Source organism: Serratia sp. X10 (assembly GCF_017811775.1).
GTDB lineage: Bacteria > Pseudomonadota > Gammaproteobacteria > Enterobacterales > Enterobacteriaceae > Serratia > Serratia ureilytica.
The window spans coordinates 841,431-863,832 of sequence record NZ_JAEIOH010000001.1 but is presented as its reverse complement, the minus strand read 5'-3'; the positions used below and the strand labels follow the sequence as shown (position 1 = coordinate 863,832).

General features: G+C 59.4%; 17 protein-coding genes. 8 read left to right on the top strand and 9 right to left on the bottom strand.

Annotation, left to right across the window (positions count from 1 at the left end; all coding sequences use genetic code 11):
- The 3 genes from J9788_RS04350 to J9788_RS04340 are packed head-to-tail and all read left to right on the top strand — an operon-like array spanning nt 1 to nt 5,320.
- Nucleotides 1-453 carry a hypothetical protein gene (locus tag J9788_RS04350; protein ID WP_046898354.1) on the top strand — a complete coding sequence of 151 codons (453 nt, stop codon included), beginning with the start codon at nt 1-3 and terminating at the stop codon, nt 451-453.
- On the top strand, nt 450-3,140 hold the full coding sequence (locus J9788_RS04345; RefSeq protein WP_046898355.1) for a response regulator: 2,691 nt from the start codon (nt 450-452) through the stop codon (nt 3,138-3,140). Before J9788_RS04350 ends, J9788_RS04345 begins: the two co-directional genes overlap by 4 nt.
- Nucleotides 3,137-5,320: a sugar-binding domain-containing protein gene (locus tag J9788_RS04340; RefSeq protein ID WP_182264467.1), complete on the top strand. Its 2,184-nt coding sequence runs from the start codon at nt 3,137-3,139 to the stop codon at nt 5,318-5,320. The genes J9788_RS04345 and J9788_RS04340 overlap by 4 nt, the downstream gene beginning before the upstream one ends.
- 11 nt (nt 5,321-5,331) lie before the next feature.
- Here J9788_RS04340 and J9788_RS04335 read toward each other — a convergent pair whose 3' ends face one another.
- The 8 genes from J9788_RS04335 to J9788_RS04300 all read right to left on the bottom strand — a co-directional run bounded on the left by J9788_RS04335 (nt 5,332) and on the right by J9788_RS04300 (nt 15,171).
- The gene (locus J9788_RS04335; RefSeq protein ID WP_182264468.1) at nt 5,332-7,110 is read right to left on the bottom strand and encodes a sensor domain-containing phosphodiesterase; all 1,779 of its coding nucleotides are present in this window, start codon (nt 7,108-7,110) and stop codon (nt 5,332-5,334) included.
- A 4-nt stretch (nt 7,111-7,114) separates the two neighbouring features.
- Nucleotides 7,115-8,995, bottom strand: coding sequence for a diguanylate cyclase domain-containing protein (locus tag J9788_RS04330; protein ID WP_182264469.1), 1,881 nt, complete (start codon nt 8,993-8,995; stop codon nt 7,115-7,117).
- Between the two features lie 40 nt (nt 8,996-9,035).
- The gene (locus tag J9788_RS04325) at nt 9,036-9,488 is read right to left on the bottom strand and encodes an ATP-binding protein (protein WP_046898358.1); all 453 of its coding nucleotides are present in this window, start codon (nt 9,486-9,488) and stop codon (nt 9,036-9,038) included.
- 25 nt (nt 9,489-9,513) lie between these two features.
- A complete protein-coding gene (locus J9788_RS04320; protein WP_089194747.1) occupies nt 9,514-9,855 on the bottom strand; it encodes an STAS domain-containing protein in 342 nt (113 codons plus the stop codon).
- A gap of 27 nt (nt 9,856-9,882) precedes the next feature.
- On the bottom strand, nt 9,883-11,118 hold the full coding sequence (locus J9788_RS04315; RefSeq protein ID WP_046898360.1) for a PP2C family protein-serine/threonine phosphatase: 1,236 nt from the start codon (nt 11,116-11,118) through the stop codon (nt 9,883-9,885).
- A 12-nt stretch (nt 11,119-11,130) separates the two neighbouring features.
- On the bottom strand, nt 11,131-12,018 hold the full coding sequence (locus tag J9788_RS04310; RefSeq protein ID WP_227414466.1) for a hypothetical protein: 888 nt from the start codon (nt 12,016-12,018) through the stop codon (nt 11,131-11,133).
- Nucleotide 12,019: 1 nt separating this feature from the next.
- Nucleotides 12,020-14,461, bottom strand: coding sequence for a glycogen/starch/alpha-glucan phosphorylase (locus J9788_RS04305; protein WP_046898361.1), 2,442 nt, complete (start codon nt 14,459-14,461; stop codon nt 12,020-12,022).
- A 302-nt stretch (nt 14,462-14,763) separates the two neighbouring features.
- Nucleotides 14,764-15,171 carry a MerR family transcriptional regulator gene (locus J9788_RS04300; RefSeq protein ID WP_046898362.1) on the bottom strand — a complete coding sequence of 136 codons (408 nt, stop codon included), beginning with the start codon at nt 15,169-15,171 and terminating at the stop codon, nt 14,764-14,766.
- Nucleotides 15,172-15,241: 70 nt separating this feature from the next.
- Here J9788_RS04300 and J9788_RS04295 point away from each other — a divergent pair, with 70 nt between their 5' ends.
- The 4 genes from J9788_RS04295 (at nt 15,242) to J9788_RS04280 (ending at nt 20,883) form a co-directional block, all read left to right on the top strand.
- Entirely contained in the window at nt 15,242-16,462 is a 1,221-nt protein-coding gene (locus tag J9788_RS04295; protein ID WP_182264470.1) for an NADH:flavin oxidoreductase/NADH oxidase family protein, read from the top strand.
- Nucleotides 16,463-16,967: 505 nt separating this feature from the next.
- Entirely contained in the window at nt 16,968-18,350 is a 1,383-nt protein-coding gene (locus tag J9788_RS04290) for a diaminobutyrate--2-oxoglutarate transaminase (RefSeq protein ID WP_004937838.1), read from the top strand.
- Between the two features lie 18 nt (nt 18,351-18,368).
- Nucleotides 18,369-19,838 (top strand): aspartate aminotransferase family protein, encoded by a 1,470-nt coding sequence (locus J9788_RS04285; protein WP_042785705.1) that lies wholly within the window; start codon nt 18,369-18,371, stop codon nt 19,836-19,838.
- A gap of 139 nt (nt 19,839-19,977) precedes the next feature.
- The gene (locus tag J9788_RS04280; RefSeq protein ID WP_182264471.1) at nt 19,978-20,883 is read left to right on the top strand and encodes a LysR family transcriptional regulator; all 906 of its coding nucleotides are present in this window, start codon (nt 19,978-19,980) and stop codon (nt 20,881-20,883) included.
- A 40-nt stretch (nt 20,884-20,923) separates the two neighbouring features.
- On the opposite strand, the gene J9788_RS04275 is transcribed toward J9788_RS04280, so the two are convergent.
- The gene (locus tag J9788_RS04275; RefSeq protein ID WP_182264472.1) at nt 20,924-21,565 is read right to left on the bottom strand and encodes a TetR family transcriptional regulator; all 642 of its coding nucleotides are present in this window, start codon (nt 21,563-21,565) and stop codon (nt 20,924-20,926) included.
- Nucleotides 21,566-21,659: 94 nt separating this feature from the next.
- Between J9788_RS04275 and J9788_RS04270 the strand changes: the two genes are divergently transcribed.
- Nucleotides 21,660-22,322, top strand: coding sequence for an O-methyltransferase (locus tag J9788_RS04270; protein WP_182264473.1), 663 nt, complete (start codon nt 21,660-21,662; stop codon nt 22,320-22,322).
- Nucleotides 22,323-22,402 lie beyond the last annotated feature (80 nt).

Below are 22,402 nucleotides of genomic sequence, written 5' to 3'. Positions count from 1 at the left end.
ATGGGGATTAACTATGAAGAGCTGTTCAATAACAGCTACAGCCGCATCACTCAGGGCGATAAAGGCGATCGGTTCTTCGCCCATTTCTACGCGTTGTTTATCGGCAGCACCGAGGATCTCAATTCACCGGGCAGCATCGCCCAGCGGCTGGAAAAGCAGAAAATCATCTATAAAACCTTTTTCTACATGCTCTCGGTCGCCAACACGCATATCGTGGCGGATTACCTGGTACAGGTAACGCAGGAAGGCAGCCCGCAGGGCCTCAACCTGCCGCCGTCGATTTATGCGCTGTGGCGCAAAGCCGTGCTGCAAACCGTGCGGGACCTCGATCCTGAATGCGATGAAGAGATCCTGACCGCGTGGGCCATCGTGCTGGCGCCGGGGCTCGAGTTCATGCGGCGTCAGGCCGAATTGCATCACAATCCCGCCGCGCAGTCGGGGCTACCGGGATGAACAAGCCGACGCTGCTTTCCGCGCTCAACGCCCCGCCTATCGCGCTGGCCATTTATGACGCCGAAGAGCGGTTGGTCTACTGGAACCGGCGCGTGAACGACTATTATCCGGGGCTGGAACCTTGGCTGAGCGTCGGGCTTACGCTCGCCGACGTCTTGCGCAAGATGATCGATATCAGCTATCCGGCGCTGCATGACGAAGCCCAAAAGCGCATGGCGGCTTCCTTACTGGCCAACTACCGCCGGCCAGACCATTACGAGGTGAGACGGATAACCGATCGCACCCTGTATATCCAGCACCAGCGAACGCCGGAAGGCGGCGTGATCAGCTCCCACACCGATATCAGCCGCTATGCCGACGTCATCAAGGCCGAACAGCGGCTGCACAGCGATTTTATCCTGGCGGCGGAAACCTCGCGCATCGGCATTTGGGAGTGGGATTTGGCGACCGACGAATTGCAGGTCAACGACGCGTTACTGCTATTGCTGGAAATTCCTCGCACGCATTCGACGCTTTCCGGCTCACTGTGGGCGCAGGCCTTTCCGGCCGACGATCTGGCGCATTTCACTCAGTGTATCCTTCAGGCGAACCAGGCTATCTTGCCGATTTTCGCCTGCGAAGTGAAAGTGCAGCGCGCAGACGAGCGGTACGGTTGGGTATCGCTGCAGGGCCAGATCGTGCAACAAGGCCTTAAAGGCGAAGTACAACGGGCGATCGGCACCCTGCAGGACATTACGGAATACAAAGAAGCGGAAGCCTCATCCCGCCAATCGGTTGAGATGGCCAAAGCGGCCAGCCTGGCGAAAAGTGAATTTCTCGCCAATATGAGCCACGAAATTCGCACGCCCATGAACGGCATTCTCGGCATGACCCAACTCTGTCTTGAGACCGAGTTGAATCATGAACAGCGCGACTACATCTCAATGGCTTACAGTTCCGCGCGCGCGCTGTTGAAAATTATCGATGATATTTTGGACTTCTCCAAAATCGAAGCGGGCAAGATCAGCCTGGATCCGGAGGACTTCTCTCTGCGGCCGTTGGTGCAGGAGATCACCCGCCCGCTGACGCCCAAGTTCTCCGAAAAAAACGTCGAGCTGCTGGTGGATATCCACCCTGACGTCGCCGACAAGATCTTTGGCGATCCGCTGCGGTTGCGCCAGGTTTTGACCAACCTGATTGGCAATGCGCTCAAATTTACGCCTGCAGGCGAAGTGGTGCTGCGTATCGAACCGGTGGTCAACGATGCGCACCGTTTGTTGTTCAGCATCCGCGACAGCGGTATCGGCATCGCTAAAGACAAGCAGAAAGTCATTTTCGAATCGTTCAGCCAGGCGGATAACTCGACGACGAGAAAATACGGCGGCACCGGTCTCGGGCTGACGATCTCCGCCAGGCTGGTCGCGATGATGGGGGGAGAATTGCAGGTAGACAGCGACGCCGGACGCGGCAGCTGTTTCTATTTTTCACTGCCGGTGTTGTCAGGCGCGCGCAGAGAAAGCGTCGGCTGGTCGCAGACGCTGGCGGGCATCGAGGTGCTGGTGGTGGACGACAATGCCACCAACCTGCGGCTGCTGTCCGATCTGCTGCGCAATATGGGCCTGAAGCCCGTCACCGTCGGTTCGGGGAAAGAGGCGCTGGCGCTGATGAACAGCCGCGCGCCCTTCCCGCTGGTGCTACTGGATGCGCAAATGCCGGAAATGGACGGCATGGCGCTGGCGCTGGAAATCATGTCCACCCCGTCGTTGCGGCACTGCACGCTGATCATGCTGAGCTCGACGGGAAGCCGTATCGACAAGGCGGTGCTGCAAAAAGTGGGCGTTTCCTTTTTCCTGACCAAACCCATCGACGCCGGGGAACTGTTTGCCGCCATGGAACAAGCGCTGGTGCCGATGCTACCGAAAACGGCCCTCATCGCGCCAGTTGCCCGCACGCCGGCGGTGAGCGCCAAGTCGCCCCATTATCATTTGCTGATCGCCGAAGATAATCCGGTCAACCAAAAGCTGGCGCTCAGCTTTATCGGCAAGCTGGGGCACAGCGCCGAGCTGGCCGGCAACGGCGTCGAGGCGCTGGCTCGGCTGAAAACCGCGCGCTACGACGTCATTTTAATGGATTTGCAGATGCCGGAGATGGGCGGCATCGAAGCGGTGCAGGCGATTCGTCAGGCGGAGCGGCGGCAACCGCCGGGCGAACCGACACAGCGGATCATCGCCATGACTGCTCACGCCATGAAAGGCGACAGAGAGAAATGCCTGCAGCTCGGCTTTGACGGCTATATCGCCAAGCCTATCCTGCTGGACAAACTGGCCGAAGAAATTACGCAGGTCGTCGCCGCGGCGCCCGCGCCGGAAGCCGCCTTCGACTATCCGCTCGCGCTTGCGCAGTTGGACAACGATCCGGCCCTGTTCAACGAACTGGCGACGATGTTTATCGACGAACTGCCTGGGCTGCTGCAAGCCCTGCAAACGGCGATCGACGATCAGGCATGCGACGAGATCAAACGCTGTGCGCATCGCCTCAAAGGAGAAACGCTGCACTTTGCCGGTTCGACGCTGGCGCCCTGTCTGCAAGCCATTGAGCAGGCCGCCGGCGCCCGCGATCTCGCGTCGATACCCCCACTGCAGTCGCAGTTGGCGCCGCTGAGCCGGCAGTTACGCGACGCGCTGCTCGCCATCGTGGAGGCAACATGAAGACAAGAATCTGGCTCTCGCTGGGGCTGTTGGTTTGCGCGTCAAGCCCCCTTGCCCAGACGCCGCGCAGCGTTTCTCTCGACGGCATCTGGCAATACCAGAACGCCAACCCGCCCCATGACGACCGGCAGCGCCTGACGCCGAACTGGCACCCCTTGCGAGTACCGGCAAACTGGTACAGCGACGGCGTCGATCATCAGGGCGCACTGTGGTACCGCACGACATTCACTCTGCCGCATCTCACCCGAGATCGGTTGGCTACGCTCACTTTCGACGGCGTCGATTATCGCGCTGACGTATGGCTCAACCAACGCTTTGTCGGCCAGCATCAGGGCTATTTTCAACGTTTCCAGTTCGATGTAACCCAGGCGGCTCGCCGCGAAAACCACCTGCTGGTCAGGGTGGACAGCCCATTCGAGCGTCCCGGCAGCGTTTGGCCCTTGCACAAGCGCGCGATTAAAGGCGTGCTGTCGCAGCACGATACCCGCCCCGGCGGCGCCTGGTCGCCGCAGGGCCAGGACGCCAATTCAGGCGGCATTTGGCAACCCGTCACGCTTCGCCTCAGCCGCGGCGCAGCGATCGACAACCTCACGGCGCTGCCCGATTGGCGCCAGGGACTGGAGAAGCCGGCGCTGGACATCCGCCTCGATTATCGGGTCAATCGGCCAAGAAAAGCGCGCCTGACACTGCGCCTGACGCCGCTTAACTTCACCGGCAAAAGCTATCACCTTTCCCGCCGCGTGGTGTTGACCGGCGGCGCGCCGCTCGCCGTTTCGCTGCCGATGCCGGGCGCCGCGCTCTGGTGGCCGTACGGCCATGGGGCGCAAAATCTGTATCGCATCGAGGCAACGCTGTCCGATGCCGAAGGGATATTGGATCGGCGCACCGCACAGACCGGCTTGAGAGAAGTCCGTGAGCTGGCCTCAGGCCACGGCTGGACGATCAATGGCCGCCGCCTGTTTATTCGCGGCACCAACTATATCGGTTCACCGTGGCTCGGCAGCATGACCGCCGCGCTTTATCGCCGGGATCTGCTGCTGATGCGCGCGGCGAACATCAACGCGGTGCGGGTGCATGGGCACGTGGCCGGCCGGGCATTGTATCGCGAGGCCGACGCGCTGGGCATGTTGTTGTGGCAAGACATGCCGCTGCAATGGGGGTATGACGACAGCGAAGCCTTCGCCGCCGAAGCGGCGCGCCAGGCCGGCGACCTGCTGAAACAACGGGGCAACCACCCTTCGGTGATCGTGTGGGCCGGGCAAAATGAGCCGCCTTTCGACGCGCCGTGGATGAAACAGCGGTTTACCGACTGGACGCCCACGCTCAACCGTCGGTTGGCGCACCGCGTGGCGGACGCACTGAGCGAAGATCGCAGCCGCATCGTGCACCGTTGGTCTACCGTGGCGGAGCATTATTGGCAGGGCTGGTATTTCGGCACGATTGCCGATTTTCTCAAGCCGGCGACCAGTCCGATCATCAGCGAATTTGGCGCGCAGGCGCTGCCTCGTCTCGCCACGTTGCGCACTATCATTCCGGTGGCGCACCTGTGGCCCGCCAGCACCTCGCCTGACGACCCGGGCTGGAAGGTTTGGCAGTATCACAATTTCCAGCCCGAGCAGGCTTTCGGGCTGGCCAAGCTGTCGCGCGGCGCCACGATCGAGAGTTTTATCGCCAACACCCAGCGCTATCAGGCGGAAGGCATTCAACTGGCGGCGGAAAGCTATCGGCGTCAACGCTATCAGCCGGTCGCCGCCCTGTTCCAGTTCATGTTCAGCGAGACCTGGCCTTCGATCAACTGGGCGGTCATCGACTATCAGCGCCATCCCAAAACAGGTTACTACGCCTTGCAACGCGCCTATCAGCCGGTACTGCCCTCCATTGAGCCTATCTCGCTCAACTGGCGAACGGGAGAAAGCGGCAAGATAGGCCTGTGGGCGATCAACGATCGCTGGCAAGATTACCCCGCCGCCACGCTGCGTTGGCGAGTGACGCAGGGGGAGCACGAACTGGCTCGCGGCGAGACGACGCTCGACCTGCCGGCGGACAGCGGCCGTAAATTGAAGGAGCTCAACCTCACGCCGCGCTCGACGCTGCCTCTGCAGGTGGTGACGGAATTGACGGACAGTAATGGCCTGCGCCTGGGTGAGAATCGCCGGCGATTTCCGGTTGGCGCGCCATGAGCGGCGTTGCCTCAGGCATTTCGTCGCTGCTGCCCGTGAATGTCGACGAGCGCGCACAGCTTTTCCAACGTCACCGCCGGTGAAAAATAGAAGCCCTGTACGACATCGCACCGATACTCGGTCAGGTAGTGGAGCGACTCCAGGTCTTCCACCCCTTCCGCCAAGACTTCATAGTTGAGTTTATGCAGCATATCGATGATGCTTTGTACGATGATGCGGCTGTCCGCATCGCTCTTCAGCAGTCTTATCAGGGAGGCGTCCAGTTTGACGACGTCGGCGGGGATATGGCGCAGATAGTTTAAATTGCTGTAGCCGGCGCCGAAATCATCCAGCGCGATGCGATGCCCGTTGGCCTTGAGCGCATGCAGACAGGCCAACGCCGCGCTGCTTTCCTGAATGCGTTGCGACTCCAGGCACTCTATCTCAATGTCCCCCGCCTGCAGCCCGCGCCGGGTGATGGCTTCATTCAACCGCGCCGCAAAGTGCCGCTCGGCCAGATTGCCGGCCGTCACGTTGATCGAGATGGGAAACGCGATCCCCGCTTCACGCATCAACAACAACTGTTCAATCGACTGCGCGATGACAAACTCGGTCAACGGTTTGATCAGCGAGGTATTTTCCACCAGCGGAATGAACTCCCCCGTCGGGATCGCCCCCCAACTTTCATGCCGCCAACGCAGCAATGCTTCCGCGCCGACGATCCTGCCGCTCGCCAAATCAATCTGCGGTTGGTACTCCAAAAATAGCCCGCGATTATTTTCCTTCAGACTCTGCGCCAACTCATTAAAAATATTGAAATTATGCTTGCGCACCGCATCCTTCGGCTCGCTGTAGAGGGAGACGGCTCGCCCCTCGTCGATCGAATCATGCAGCGCGCTGGTCGCCTGGCGCAAAATCTCGGGAGGATCGGCATGCGGCGCGGAAAATAACGCATAACCGGCATTAAGTTCCAGGCGCAGCGGCACGGCGCCTCTCACTTCGTGATGCAAACGGTCGGCGCAACGCAACAGATCGCGCTTCGCCTGCGGCATGTGCTGCGCCTCGATAATGACGGCGAAACGTCCAGGCGCGATGCTGTACAGCATGCGCTCACTGAGAAACGTCTCTTTCAGGAAATGGCTGATATTCCCCAGCAGTAACTCTACCGTAGACAGGCCGAAAGAACGCGCCATCTCGTAGGCGTATTGGATATCTATCGTATCGAACAGCAATAACGCGTATTTGCCCGCGTCCGGTAAATTGCCGAGTTCACCCATCAGCCGCTGCCGATTGGGCAAGCGAGTGATGGCATCGACCAGGCCGATCTCACTCTGCGCTTCAATCAGCTCGCCGACGATGGTGGCCATGCTGCGCAGCAGTTCGACCTGACGGCGAGTCAGATGCTTTGGCTGCGAACCCACGAGGCAGAACGCGCCGATCGTATAGCCTTCGCGGGTGCACAGCGGGATGGCGGCGCAGTGGCGGATCGCCGCGGCGCCGTTGACCATGGGATCCGAGACAAAGCGTTCATCCGCATGGGTGTCCGGACAAATCAACGCCTCGCCGCTCAGACGAACGAAATTGAACAAGGGGCTGACGAAGTCGATCTCCTCGAACCCGACGTCAATGTGCTCGCGGATCCAAATCTTGCGCGTTCCGTGCAGGTAAATGAGGCAGCCCTCGGCCTGTAACAGCTTGCGGGTGATCGTCAGCACCTGATGGATCGCGTCGTCATGGCCGGCGCCCAACCCCGCCAGCGCATCGATGGCCGCCAGGCGCTCGTCTTCGTTCTTACTGAGATGTCGTAACATTGGCTCACAGCTCACAGATGGCGTAAGTGCCTTTGCCGGCGGTTTTCGCCTGATACATCGCGCCGTCGGCGCTGGCCAGCAGCATTTCCGGCGTCACGTCCCCACTCGCAGAGATAGCGGCGCCAATGCTGGCGGACAGGCAGACCTTCTGCTGACCGATCTGCGAAATACCGGCCAGCTCCGCCAACACCTTTTCGCAAAACGCGCTGACCTCAGGCCGCGGCGCTGTCAGCGGCCACAGGATCACCGTGAACTCGTCGCCGGCCAGGCGCGAGACGCTGTGCCTTTCGTCGGCGCAAGCGCTGAGCAAGTTGGCGAACGTCTTCAGGATCAGATCGCCGAAGTCATGGCCGTAACTGTCGTTCATGCCCTTAAAACCATCGAGATCGATGAACAACAGGGCCATCTGCCGCTGATGACAGCAGACTTGCAACGTGCCCGACAACCGGCGCAGAAATGCGCGTCGGTTAGTCAACCCGGTCAGCATGTCGTGCGTGGCGTCATATTCCAATCGTTGCTGCAGCCGCTTCAACTCGGTGATATCCATGGAGAGAATGTAAAAGCCCTGAGCCTCGCACGGCACCAGCGTGGTGTGGATCATCAGCAGCCCCTGCTGGGTCTGCAATTCGTTTTCGAAGCTGACCATTTCGCCCGCCAAAGCCCGCGCGATCATCGGCCGGGCCATTTGATACACGCTTTCCCCCATGAACTCGCGCACCGTCATGCCCTGCAGGCTGGCCTCTTCCAGACCAAACCAGGTCTTATAGGCGCTATTGGCGAACAGGTAGCGTTCATTGGCGTCGATTTGGCTGATTAACGCCGGCATATTGTCGGTAATGGCGCGCAGGCGTTCTTTTTCCGCACTGAGCTGAGATTCAGCGAGCACCCGGGTTTCTATCTCTTCGTTAAGCTGTTTGACCACTGCGTTAAGCTCATGCGTACGAATTTCGACGCGTTCTTCCAGCTCATGCTGCAAGGCATACAGGTCGGCCTCCGCCGCCTTGCGCTCGCTGATGTCGACGATGACCGAGATGAAATGATCCGGCTTGCCGTTCGGCAGCCGATTGAGCGCCACCGTCAGTTCCACCCATACGATCGTGCCATCGGCGCGGAAATAGCGTTTCTCCAGCGAGTAGGTGTCGATCTCGTTTCTCAGCAACTGCTGCAGTTTTTCCAGATCGGTGTCGAGATCGAGCGGATAGGTAATGTCCTGAAAGGTGCGATCCATCAGCTCGCGCTCGGAGTATTGCAGCATTTCGCAGATGCGCGGATTGACCCGCAGCCAATACCCCTGCAGCGAAACCAGCGCCATGCCCACCGCCGCCTGAGAGAAAGTCTGTTCGAATAACGCCTCCGTGCGCTGCAGATCGGATTTCAGGTTTTCGGTATAGACGTTGCGTTCGATGCTCTGCAGATACTCTTCCACCACCGCGGCGAAGTCACGCAGGTCGACCAGTTTATCTTGAGGAAACGGCTGCGGGTGACTGTCGATAATGCATAGCGTGCCGAGCGGCAATCCGTCGAGCGACAGCAGCTGTTGCCCGACGTAGAAGCCGATGCGCGGGCCGCCGACCACCAGTGGGTTATCGAAAAAGCGCGGATCCTGCGCGGTATCGGGCACCACCAGCGCTTCGCGTTGCAGGATGGCATGGCCGCAGAACGAGATGTTGCGCGGCGTTTCCCGGACATCCAGGCCATAGCGCGATAAAAACCATTGACGATCGCGGTCGATCAGTGACACCAGCGCAATGCTGACGCCGAAATATTTCGCGGCCAGCCGCGTGATGCGATCCAGCTTTTCTACTGAGTTCGAATCCAGCACGTTCAGCGAATTCAATACCGACAGGCGTTCGGCTTCGTTTTCGGGGAAGCATGGCTCGAGCATGTTGACTCCTGTAGCGTCTCCAACGGGCGCGTCCCGCCTTTCAGGTTCGCTCGCCCATCGTATTTTTAGTCAGAATCAGCTCGTTGCGTCCGTCGGCGGTACGGTAACGAACTTTGTCCATCATGGAATAAATCAGTATCAATCCGATTCCGCTTTCTGGCCAATTTTCCAGGGCGCCGGGCTCGGGGAACGACCGTTGCTTATCCGTCACCGCCTGCAGAATGTCCGCCGGTATCGGGCGCCCCGTGTCGATGAGCGTGAGAGTGATTGCGCCGGAAGAAAGTGACATAGTCACCTCAATCGTTTGCCGAGCGTCGTAATCGACGCCGTGCCGGACGATGTTGCTGAATGCCTCGCTGGCCGCCAAATCCAGCTGATATATCGCCGCGGGATCAAGCGCGAACGGCGCCACGAAACGTTGGAGGGCACGGCTCAACGTCTCGAGGTTCTCAAGCGTCGCGCCCAGGCGCAGCGCGGTGGTGGCAGTCTCCATCAAGGCCTCCCGGCAAAGCGCCGCACTATTCGCGGGCGAGGATGTTCATCGCGTCCTGACGCGTGGCGCCGATGGTAAAAATACGGTCCATGCGGGTCAGTTTGAACAGATGCTGGATATTGCCGTTCAACGAACACAGCACCAGCTCCCCTTTGCCGTTCAACGTTTTGAGTATTGACACCAGGGCGCCCAAACAGCTGCTGTCGATGAAATCGACCCGGCTGAAGTCGAGCAGTACGTGATGGCCATGACGCTCGATCACTTCCAGCACCTGTTGCTTGAACGCCAGCGCGACGGAGGCGTCGAGACGACGCACCAGCGGCACCACGATCTCAATGTCATTTTCGGTGTGCATTTCAAAATTCATAGTCTTCCTCATCGATGTTGTCGGGAGTTATGCGGTGCGCTCTATCGCCACCAGCGAAATATCGTCATTAAAGAAACGGCCGTACTCTGCGAGCCCGTCGGACTCCGGCTGGCTCCAACTCACCAGCTCGCGCTCAACGCATTGGAAAACGGCCGAGCGCGGCTGCCTACGCTGCGCGATCAGCAACTGCTGCAGCCGCGTTTCCCCATAAAGCTCGCCTGCGCGGTTCTCACATTCACTGATGCCGTCGCTGTAAAGATAGAGCCGTTCGCCGGGCGCCAGGCAAAACTCGCTGCTCTGATATTCCGACTGCGGAAACAGCCCTACGGGCACGCCGCCGAGGCCGACGGTGCGCAGCTCGCCGTCCTGACGGATAATGAACGGCGTCGGGTGCCCGGCCTGACAGAGCGCGCCCAACCCGGTTTGCGTGTCGATAAAACCGTAGATGAGCGTGAAATAGCTGGTGATCTCTTCGTTATCCAGGCAAAAACGCCGGTTGAGCGCAGCGACCACCTGATGTGGCGCGACGATGTTCCCGTCGACGATCAGCAATCGCTCATCGATCCGTCCGGTGAGAAACTCTCTGGCCACCGCCAGCGACAGCATCGCCGCGCTGACGCCATGGCCGGCGACATCAATACAATAGAACGCCAGATGACGGCTATCGAGCGCAAAATAGTTCAGCAGATCGCCGGAAACGTACGCGGAAGGCAAAAACATCCAGTCCGCCTGATAACCGCTGAACGCCAGCGATGCCGACGGCAACACGCTGCGCTGCAATCGCGCGGCGGCCTGCAGATCCTGCTCAATCTGTTGGTAGGCACTGCTCAGGCGCTGGTTGCGCACCGCCAGCGTGCTTTCCAGCGTCAGGACGCGTTCCGCGGCATGCAGCCGGGCGCGCAGCTGGCTCTGATTGACCGGCTTGGAAAGGAAATCGTCAGCGCCGGACTCCAGCCCCTGCACCAGATCGTCGATCGATTGGCGCGCCGTCACCAAAATGGCATAAATGTAATGGCCGAAGTCACGCTGGCGAATTTGACGGCACAGCGCCACACCGTCCATTTGCGGCATTTCCCAATCGCTGATGACGGCGTTGATGTTCTGCGTCTCCAACATTGCCAGCGCGTGTACGCCGTCCTGCGCCTCCAGCACCCGGTAGCCCCATTTGCTCAGCATGCTGCCCAGCAGGTGTCGGTAACTCCTGGAGTCATCGACGATCAGGATAGTCAGAGAGAACGCGCTGTCTTTGTCCGTCGGTTCCACAGTCACACTCGCTTAAAACGGGAGCGTCCAGCTCAGGTTGATCGTCCCGCGACGAAAATTGGCATTGGCATCGCTGCGCCACGGGTAGCGCGTGCCGGAATAGTTGTCGTAATGCACGGAAACCGCGCCCGGCAAATAGCTGGACACATAGCCGATACTGTAGGTGTAATCGTAATCCCACGGCTGCTGTTGCCGGCTATCGGGATAATAAAACGACGACACGCGCAGGAAATAGTGTTGCAGCAGCGTGTAACCGCAGCTGGCCAACAGCGAGCTTTTATTGCGCTTGATGCCGCTGTCGGCCAGAGAATAGTAACGCGGGACATAGCTATACCCCACCTGGCAAATCAGCGCGTCCTCTTTGTTGATCAGCAAGTGTTTTTCGAGGCTGCCCGGCAAGCTGAATTTATAAGCGAAAGTCCAGGCTCCCCGCTCGAAGTAGGTATGTCTGGCGCCGCTAGCGGGATAAAAATGGTTATCCTCGCTGTAGTTGCCGTACACCAGGCTGAAAGTGCCCGGATGCCAGTCATCGTAACCAAAGCTGTACACGAAGTCGGTGCTGTATTTATTGGTGTCCTGCAGCGGCACACGCACCGTCATGTTGGCAAAAAAATAGCTCATCGGTGAATACTGCATGCTCAGCAACAGGCGCTGGTTGTATTTATCATGGATCTCGGAAGCGTCCCGTCCCGTCGGCACATAAACCGGATGACGAGCCAAATCCGAGTTGTAGGTCAGCGCCGTGGAAAAAGATGACTCGCTGCCCGAAAACAGACGCGCCCAGGGGCTGGTGAATACCCTTACCGCCGGCTGGTTAGGCACGGTGTCCGCCGCCCAGCCGCAAACGCTGAACAAACAGCCGGCAAGCGGGGACAGGCGCCGAAATAAACGGGTGGTCATGTCAGTAATTCATCCCCCAAATATCCCTGGCGTAGCCGCGAATGGTGCGATCGCTGGAAAAACCGCCCATGCGCGCGATGGTCAACAGTGCGCGACGGTGCCACTGCCCCGGCTCATCGAAATCGGCCGCCGCCCGCTGCTGGGCCAGCCGATAACTCTCGAAGTCCTGAAGATGACAGAAATAGTCGCCGGTGAGCAGGATATTGCGTAACGGCGCGAACAGCTCGTTATCGGCCGAGAACAGGCCCGAAGTCAGCGAATCCACCACGCGCGCAATGCGCGGGTTGTTGAGATAATGATCGCCGCCGTGATAGCCATGGCGTCTGATATCGTCGATTTCCTCGGCGGTGGCGCCGAACAGATAGAAATTATCCGCCCCAACTGCATCGCGGATTTCGATGTTCGCTCCATCCAGTGTGCCGATGGTCAGTGCGCCATTGAGGGCGAATTTCATGTTGCTGGTGCCCGAGGCCTCGGTGCCGGCGGTCGATATCTGCTCGGACAGGTCGGTCGCGGGAATGATATGTTCGGCCAGTGAAACCTTATAGTCTTCGAGGAAAGCCACTTTCAGCTGGCCGCCGACGCGAGAGTCCCGATTAATGCGCTGCGCCACGGCGCCTATCAGCTGAATAATCAGCTTGGCCACCGCATAGCTGGGCGCCGCTTTGCCGGCGAACAGATGCACTTTGGGCGCGATAGTCTTACCGCCCTCTTTGATCTCCAGATAAAGGTCTATGACGTGCAGAATATTCAACAGCTGGCGTTTATATTCGTGGATCCGCTTCACCTGACAGTCGAACATCGCCATCGGATCGAGTTGTATGCCGTGACGCTGTGCGATTAATCGACATAAGGCGCCCTTATTCGCACGTTTTATCGCGCGTATCTCGTCGATCGCACCAATATCGTCGGCCAATTTCTCGAGCCCCGCCAACTGCTGCAGATCCGTCGGCCATTCGTCACCCAGATGCTGATGCAAAAACGCCGCCAGCGGCGGGTTGGCCTGCTGCACCCAGCGACGTGGCGTTACGCCGTTGGTCTGGTTAATGAATTTTTCCGGCGAGATAAAATAAAAGTCCGGCACCAGGCTTTTCTTGATCAACTCCGAATGCAGTTTCGCCACGCCGTTAACCCGATGACTACCGACGATCGCCAGGTTAGCCATCCGCATCTTCTTGTCGTTATCGCCCGCGAACAGGGAAAGCGACGGCAATAACTGCGGCTTATCGGGCCATCGCGCGGCGACGTGCGCCAGAAAACGTCGGTTGATCTCATAAACGATCTGCAGATGACGCGGCAGCAGTTTTTCAAACAGGCTCACCGACCAGGTTTCCAGCGCCTCCGGCATCAGCGTGTGATTGGTGAAAGCGCAGGTTCGCTGCGTGATGTCCCAAGCCTGCTCCCACGGCAGTTGGTGCTCATCGACCAACAGACGCATCAGTTCCGCCACCGCCAGGGCCGGATGGGTGTCATTGAGCTGGATCGCCACCCGCTCCGGCAGTGCCGTGATAGATGCCTCTTCCCCCGCATAATCGGCCAGCACATCGCGCAGAGTGCAAGCGACCAGGAAATACTCCTGCGTGAGACGAAGCTCCTTGCCGGTCAGAGCTTCATCGGCCGGATAGAGAATCTTCGAAATGTTCTCCGAGGCGATTTTCTCGCTTACCGCCTTGATATAGTCGCCCCGGTTGAAGATATGAATATTGAAGGAGTCTGAAGCCAGCGCGCTGTAAAGGCGCAGCTTATTGGTCGCCGAGCCCTGATAACCGGAAACGAAATAGTCGTGCGGGATCCCGACGAGGATCCGCCAGTCCATCCACATCGGGTTATAGTTGCCTTCGGCGTCTTCGCCATGTTCAACGCGGCCGCCGATCGGGATCAGCATTTGTTGGGCATGATGCTCTACCAGCCACGGCGAGCGTGTAGAGTGCCAGTCATCCGGCTGTTCTATTTGCCTGCCGTCGTGGATTGCCTGTTTGAAAAGCCCATACTCGTATTTGATGCCGTGTCCGGAGGCAGCGATATCCAATGTGGCCATCGAGTCGATGAAACAGGCGGCCAAACGCCCCAGACCGCCATTGCCTAAAGCCGCGTCGGGTTCCTCATCCACAATGCGCTCGAAATCGAATCCCAGTTCGGTGACCGCACGCTGCATATTCGTCAACAAGCCGGTATTGATCAGGTTATTGCGCAATGACTGGCCTAATAAAAACTCCATCGACAAATAATAAAGGCGTTTCTTTTTCTCCGCCCGCTGTCTTTGTTGTGAAATTAGAAAGTCATCATATTGATAATGACGAACGGTCAGCGCCACCGCATTGAAAACGTCGCTTTCAGTTGCCGTGGGCAAGGTCACACAAAGTTGATATTTAAGGTTATTTTCAATTTGTGCACTCAATTCGCTAACGCTTGGTGCATTGGCTACAGGCTTCTTGGATTTCATTGCACTTCCTTTCAGGAATGATGTTTAACGATATATTCGTTAAACGGCAATAAGTATCAGATAAATTCTAGCGCCTTTTTTTATAATGTCTTTTTTTTACCGGATTTATTTTTAATTCAAAATGAAATGGTATGGATGTTAATTATATTAAGGCGGTTCCCGCTATCTAAATGGGGAAAGCCAAAGGGATGTGGGCGCGGCTGCGGATGATATAGGAAACATGGCGGTTAAAACTGAACCCGCCCGGATCCGGGGCGAAAGGTGCTCACCGCACAGGCCGGGCGCTCCGCCTTTAAACGCCGCTAATCTGTGCAGGCCGGCCACGCACCGGCCAACTTTTCATTTTTGACTTGGCATAACCCCGCCACGCCGGATTCCAGCAAGGTAAGTCGGGTCGCCAGCAATGCTTCTCGCTGCTCATTCAGCGTGACCAACATCCGCTCGATTTCCGCCAGACGGGTCTCGACGCCCTGTATCAACCCATCCTGATAGGCGCTGCCCTGCAGCGCCAATACCCCACGGATCGCCTGCAGCGAGAACCCTAGATTCTGGCCGATTTGGATCAGATGCAGCCGCTCCAGCGCGCTTTCGCTATACACCCGATATCCGTTAACGCCGCGCACCGCTTTGGGCAGCAGACCCTGCTGCTCGTAGTAGCGTATCGCCGAGGCGGCCACGCCGGCCCGTTCCGCCAATTCTCCGATCTTCATGCCCTATTGACCTTAAAGTTAACTTTAAACCTAGTATAGCGCCATTCCCCCTGCGACAGGAACGTACCCGATGTTTACCCCGCTGATTCTGCCTAACGGCAGCCGCTTACCCAACCGTTTGGCCAAAGCCGCGTTGGAAGAAAATCTGGCCGATGAAGGCCAACTGCCCGGTCCCGCGCTATGGCGTCTGTATCGCCACTGGGGTATCGGCGGCGCCGGCCTCATCATCACCGGCAACGTGATGATCGACGGACGCGCCATGACCGGCCCCGGCGGCGTGGTGCTGGAACAGGATACGCCGCTCGAGGCGTTCAAAACCTGGGCGGCGGCCGCGCGCCAGGAAGGCGCGCAGGTATGGATGCAGCTCAGCCACCCGGGCCGTCAGGTGATGGCCAACATGGGCGGCAACGCCTGGGCGCCCTCCGCCATCCCGATGGCGATGGGCAAGTACAGCAAGGCGTTCGCGCAGCCGGAGGCCATGAGCGAAGCGCAGATTGCCGAGGTGATCGCCCGCTTCGCCGCCAGCGCGCACGCCGCCGAAAAGGCCGGGTTTACCGGCGTGCAGATCCACGCGGCGCACGGCTACCTGATCTCCCAGTTTTTGTCGCCGTTGGCCAACCAGCGCAGCGATCGTTGGGGGGGCGAACTGGCGAATCGCGCCCGTCTGCTGCTGGAGGTGGTGCGCGCGGTGCGCCAGCGTGTCTCGCCAGACTTTTGCGTGGCGGTAAAGCTCAATTCAGCCGATTTTCAGCGCGGCGGCTTTTCGCCGGACGAGGCCCGACAGGTGTTGTTGATGCTCAACACACTGCCGGTCGATCTGGTGGAGTTGTCGGGCGGGAGTTATGAAAGCCCGGCGATGCAGGGGGAAGCCGCAGACGACAGCACCCTGGCGCGCGAAGCCTATTTTCTGGCCTTCGCCCGCGATCTCGCCGCAGTAGCGCGCATGCCGGTGATGACCACCGGCGGCATCGCCCGCCCGTCGGTGGCGCAACGGGTGCTGAACAGCGGCGTCGCGGTGGTCGGCATCGCCACCGCCATGGCGGAAATTCCCGATCTGCCGCGCCGCTGGCAAACCGGTGAAGTCCCTCATGCGTTGCCCGCACCGGTAAAATGGCGCGACAAAACGCTGACGCTGCTCGCCCGCATGGCGCTGATCAAGCGCCGCATGCACGCTCTGAGCCGCGATCGGACGCGCAACGTGCGTTACTCCCCGCTGTGGTCGCTGCTCATCGATCGGTGGCGCACCCGCCGCACTCTGCGGCGCTATCATGCCTGGTTACGGCAACGTTAATGACCGCGGCGCCGGCAGACACGCCGGCGCCGCACAAAAATCCCGCTGTTTTGATCGCGCTACGTAAAATCTGCAAGAAATCACCACTCTGGATACTGCGCTTTTAACGCTCGGCTGCTTATATTCATCACAAATTTTGTGTATATAACCGCTATAGGACTTAAGGTGGTGAATAGATGAAAATAAGCCGCTATTTTCTATTTATGTTATTAATCGGAAATTCACCTTAATAATAAATGCATTAAAGAAGCAGCCAAAGGAAAGCAGAAAAGGATTTTTACGCAATGTTAAAGAAATGTTGTTTTTTGCCGGCAAAACCAACGGTCAACAAATCAACAACATATTGATGAGCCTAAGAAAAAACTAAACAATTCAAAACAAAATCGGCTATTGAGTCCCAGGCGAAAAAGCCATATATTGGTCGCGCTTTTCACAAGGCAGTTACTTTTCTAATTCATTAATTCAATCGTTGCGTCTTGAGACCTTCGGTTGTAGGAGAGATATGATGACGGATAAAGTCCGTATTGATACTTTAGTTGCAAACTCATTAAACGGAAACAATGAAACCTATTTGGCGCGTCAAGCCGAATTTGAGTCGAATGTTAGGAGTTATCCGCGCAAATTGCCGTTGGCAATTGCGAAAGCCCAGGGCGTTTGGATCACTGATGTTGAGAATAATCAATATCTTGATTGCCTGGCCGGGGCGGGAACGTTGGCTCTTGGACATAATCACCCCGACGTCCTGCAAAGCATCCAAAATGTCATTACCAGCGGCTTGCCGTTACATACTCTCGATCTCACGACCCCGTTGAAAGATCGTTTCTCCGATTACCTGCTCTCTCTGTTGCCTGGCGAAGGCAAAGAGTATTGCCTGCAATTCTGCGGCCCGTCCGGCGCCGATGCGGTGGAAGCCGCGCTGAAGCTGGCGAAAAAGCACACCGGCCGTTCCGGTGTGATCAGCTTCTCCGGCGGCTACCACGGCATGACCCACGGCGCGCTGTCGGTCACCGGCAACCTGTCGCCGAAGGCGGCGATCAACGGCATGATGCCGGAAGTGCAGTTCATGCCTTATCCGCATGAATACCGCTGCCCGCTGGGCATCGGCGGTGAAGCCGGCGTCAAGGCGCTGACCTACTACTTCGACAACCTAATCAACGACGTGGAAAGCGGCGTGCGTAAACCGGCTGCGGTGATCCTGGAAGCCGTTCAGGGCGAAGGCGGGGTTAACCCGGCGCCGGCCGAGTGGCTGCAGCGCATCCGCAAAGTGACCCAGGAACACGGCATTCTGCTGATCATCGACGAAGTTCAGGCCGGTTTCGCCCGTACGGGCAAGCTGTTCGCCTTCGAACACGCGGGCATCGAGCCGGACATCATCGTGATGTCGAAAGCGGTCGGCGGCGGCTTGCCGCTCGCGGTGCTGGGCATCAAAAAAGAGTTCGACGCCTGGGAACCGGGCCACCACACCGGCACCTTCCGCGGCAACCAGCTGGCGATGGCCACCGGCCTGACCACCCTGCAGTACCTGAAAGAGCATAAGGTCGCCGACAAAGTGGCCGCTCAGGGCGAATGGCTCAAAGGCAAGCTAGCCGAGCTGCAGAAACGTTATCCGGTGATCGGCCACGTCCGCGGTCTGGGCCTGATGATCGGCATCGAGATCGTCAAGCCGAACGAAGCGCAGGATCACATGGGCTGCTACCCGGCCGATGGCGAGCTGTCCGCGCTGCTGCAGAAAAAATGCTTCGAATCCGGCTTGATCCTGGAGCGCGGCGGGCGCAATGGCTGTGTGCTGCGTCTGCTGCCTTCGCTGCTGATCACCAATGATGAGCTGGGTATTTTCCTGGATAAATTTGAGCAGGCGCTGTTGGCCGCCGGCGTCAAGCCAGTCTGATTGGAGCGAATGACCGCGATGTCCAAGTTAAACCCGATTCTGGCTTCCTCGGCGCACAGCGCCGAGGCTTACCGCCAGGCGATCGCACAGAGCAGTGAAGCCGTCGTGCAGTGGCTGCAACAGCCCGAGATGTATCAGGGCAAAAGCGTTGCCGAACTGCGCGAGCGCATCCAGCTCGACTTTACCCCGCAAGGCCTGGGCAACCAGGCGGCGATCGAACGCGCCATCGAGTACTTTTTAAAAGACAGCCTGTCGGTGCACCACCCGCAGTGCGTGGCGCACCTGCACTGCCCGAGCCTGGTGATTAGCCAGGCCGCCGAAGTGCTGATCAACGCCACCAACCAGAGCATGGACTCCTGGGATCAGAGCCCGTCGGCCACGCTGATCGAAATGAAGCTGATCGAGTGGCTGCGCGCCCAGGTCGGTTACCAGCCCGGCGACGCCGGGGTGTTCACCAGCGGCGGCACCCAGAGCAACCTGATGGGGCTGATGCTGGCGCGCGATGCCTTCTTCGCGCGCCAGGGCCACTCCGTGCAGCAGGACGGTCTGGTGGGCGATCTGCGCAAGCTGAAAGTGTTCTGTTCTGAAAACGCCCACTTCTCGGTGCAGAAGAACATGGCGCTGATGGGCCTCGGCTACCAGTCCGTCACGCTGGTGAAAACCGATCGCTTCGCCCGCATGGACGTGAACGATCTGGCGGAAAAACTGGCGCAGGCCAAGGCTAACGGCGAGCAGGTGATGGCGATCGTCGCCACCGCCGGCACCACCGATGCCGGCGCGATCGATCCGCTGCGCGATATCGCGCGGCTGGCGGCGGAGCAGAAAATTTGGGTGCACGTGGATGCGGCCTGGGGCGGCGCGCTGCTGCTCTCCGAGCAGTACCGCGACTACCTGGACGGCCTGGAGCTGGTGGACTCCATCACTCTGGACTTCCATAAGCAGTTCTTCCAGACCATCAGCTGCGGCGCCTTCCTGCTGAAGGACGAGCGCCACTACGAGCTGATGCGCTATCAGGCTGCCTACCTGAACTCCGAATTCGACGAAGCGCAAGGCGTGCCGAACCTGGTCTCCAAATCGCTGCAGACCACCCGCCGCTTCGATGCGTTGAAGCTGTGGATGGGGCTGGAAGCGCTGGGGCAGAAGCAGTATGCCGAGATCATCGATCATGGCGTCTCGCTGGCGCAACAGGTGGCACGTTACATCGCCGACCAGGAATCGCTGGAACTGGTGATGCAGCCGCAGCTGGCCAGCGTGCTGTTCCGCTACCGTCCGGCTCAGTTGGCGGCGAAAGGCGACGCGGCGGTCGCGCTGTTCAACCAGCGCATCGGTGACGCCTTGCTGGAGTCGGGCCGCGCCAACGTCGGCGTGACCGAGTTCGATGGCGTGACCTGCCTGAAGATGACGCTGCTGAACCCGATCGTGACGCTGGAAGACATCAAGCTGCTGCTGGCGCTGGTCGAGAAAACCGCGCAACAGCTGCCGGCGTAACGTCGTCCCCCTGCCTGTAAAGCCGATAACGTTTGTTATCGGCTTTTTTATTGCCCATCAGAGAGCAAGTGACGCAGCGCTTACGCTGATATACTGCAGCAAACCCCTTCTCTTATTTCCGGCGCCACAGGATAAATGCATGACCGACCCTGATTTCAACCTGCTGACCGCGCTCGACGCGCTGCTGTCGACGGGCAGCGTAGCCGGCGCGGCGCGACGTCTCGGTTTAAGCGCCTCGGCGATGAGCCGCACCCTCAGCCGACTGCGCACGGCCACCGGCGATCCGCTGTTGGTGCGCGCCGGGCGTCATATGGTGCTGACGCCTTATGCCGAAACGCTGCGCGAACGGGTGCGAAACGCGGCATTCGAAGCTCGGGCGCTGCTGCGTCCAACGCCGAACGCGCTGGATCCCGCCACGCTCGACCGGACCTTTACGCTGCGCGCCAACGACGGCTTCGTCGAGGCCTTCGGCCCGGCGCTGATCGCCGCCGCTGCGCAACAGGCGCCGCGGGCGCGGTTGCGCTTTGCGCCCAAGCCGGAAAAAAGCGACCGCCCCCTGCGTGAAGGCCTGGTCGATCTGGAGATTGGCGTGCTGGGCGAAATGGGGCCGGAAATCCGCCTGCAGGCGCTGTTTCGCGACCGCTTCGTCGGCGTGATGAGAAGCGCGCACCCGCTGGCGCAGCGGCCCAAGATAGGCGCCGCCGAGTACGCCGCATGCGGCCACGTGGTGGCCTCGCGCAGCGGGCGCATTCTCGGGCCGGTAGACGCCGCGTTGGCGGAGCTGGGGCTGACGCGCCAGATTGCCGCCGTGGTACCGAGCTTTCCGGCCGCGCTGGCGGTGGCGCAAGCCTCAGACCTGCTGGCGCTGTTGCCCGCCTCCTTTCTGCATGCTCATCCGGGCGACGGCCCGCTGCGCATGTTCGAGCTGCCGGTGAAAACGCCGCCCATTACCGTCTCGCAAATGTGGCACCCGCGCCTGGACGCTGAAGCGGAGCACCGCTGGCTGCGGCAGTTGGTGTTGGCCGTCTGCCGTCAACGGGCGTAGGCACCGCGCACACCAAGTGACAATGTCACCAAACATTCCCTTACGGCGCCGCTCGCCCGTTTAAATCGGCCAGATAGGCGCAAAACATGTCCGCCATCGCATCGGCATAAGCCACAATTTCCGCATCGCTGCGCGGCGTTTCGGAGAATTGCTTGCCCGCCGCCCCCAGCGTGCCGACGATCAGCTCGCCTGCCAACTTACGGACGCCTTCCGCCGCATCGGGCAGCGCTTCGCCCATAAACACCTGCACGATACCCTTGCCTGTGGCCTTCGCCGCCTGCGCCTCCGGCGCATCGCGGTACAACGGCGCCGCATCGTTCAGCGCCACACGCATCTGCGCCTCTTCACATTCCGAACGGATAAATGTCTGCACCAGCAACCGTAAACGCTCGAACGGCGCAGTCTCTCGATCGGCCAGAATGCCGCTCAGCATGGCGGTGGTCTGCCGCCATTCGTCGCTTTGCAAACGAAACAGGATCGCCGCTTTGTTGGGAAAATACTGATAAAGCGAACCAATACTGACGCCGGCACGTTCAGCCACTCTGGCGGTAGTGAAACGCGCGGCGCCCTCCTGCGCCAAAACCTGAATAGCGGCGGTCAAAATGGCGGAGACCAATTCGGCGGATCGCGCCTGTTGCGGTTGTTTTCTCGAGGAAATTTGCTTACTGCGGCGTTCAGTCATAGCGGGCGGCCAATGCGAATAGTGAAATGCGAATAGTTCGTCATATTATAGCGGCACGCGCTTTCGCGCTCACTTTTTCTACGGGAGTTTTGCCATGAGTACCCTGACCACTGCGCCGTTGGCGCCGCTGCTAAGCACCCTGTTCCAGCAGGCCGCTGGCCGTTCACCGGCGCTCGTCGCCCTGTTCCGCGACGTGCCAGACGAAGAGCAAAATCGACTGATGCAGAGTAAAACCGATTATCGTGAACTCTACCATCGCCTGAAGGATTTCCCCCTGGCGGTGTCGCCGGAAACCGGCGCATTGCTGTACATGCTGGCGCGCGGTTGTCGGGCGCAAAATATCGTCGAATTCGGCACGTCGTTCGGTATTTCAACGCTGCACCTGGCCGCCGCGCTGCGCGACAACGGCGGCGGCCGGTTGATCTCCTGCGAATTTGAACCGAGCAAAGCGGCGCAGGCGCGCCACAACCTGACCGAAGGCGGCGTCGTCGATCTGGTGGAGATCCGCGTGGGCGATGCCCTGGAAACGCTGCGCGACGATCTGCCGGCCACTGTCGACCTGTTGTTGCTGGACGGCGCCAAGGGGCTTTACCCCGATATCCTCGCGCTGCTGGAAAATCGTCTGCGCCCCGGCGCGCTGATCGTCGCCGACAACGCCGATTACAGCCCGGAATATCTGGCGCACGTGCGTTCTCCAGCGTCGGGTTATCTCTCCACGCCGTTCGCGGATGACGTCGAGCTGTCGATACGCCTTTAAATCCCTCATCGCGCGGGGGTTGTTACCCCTCGCGCGATCGTACAACATAGCGTGCATGATGCCTGACACAGAGAAACGCC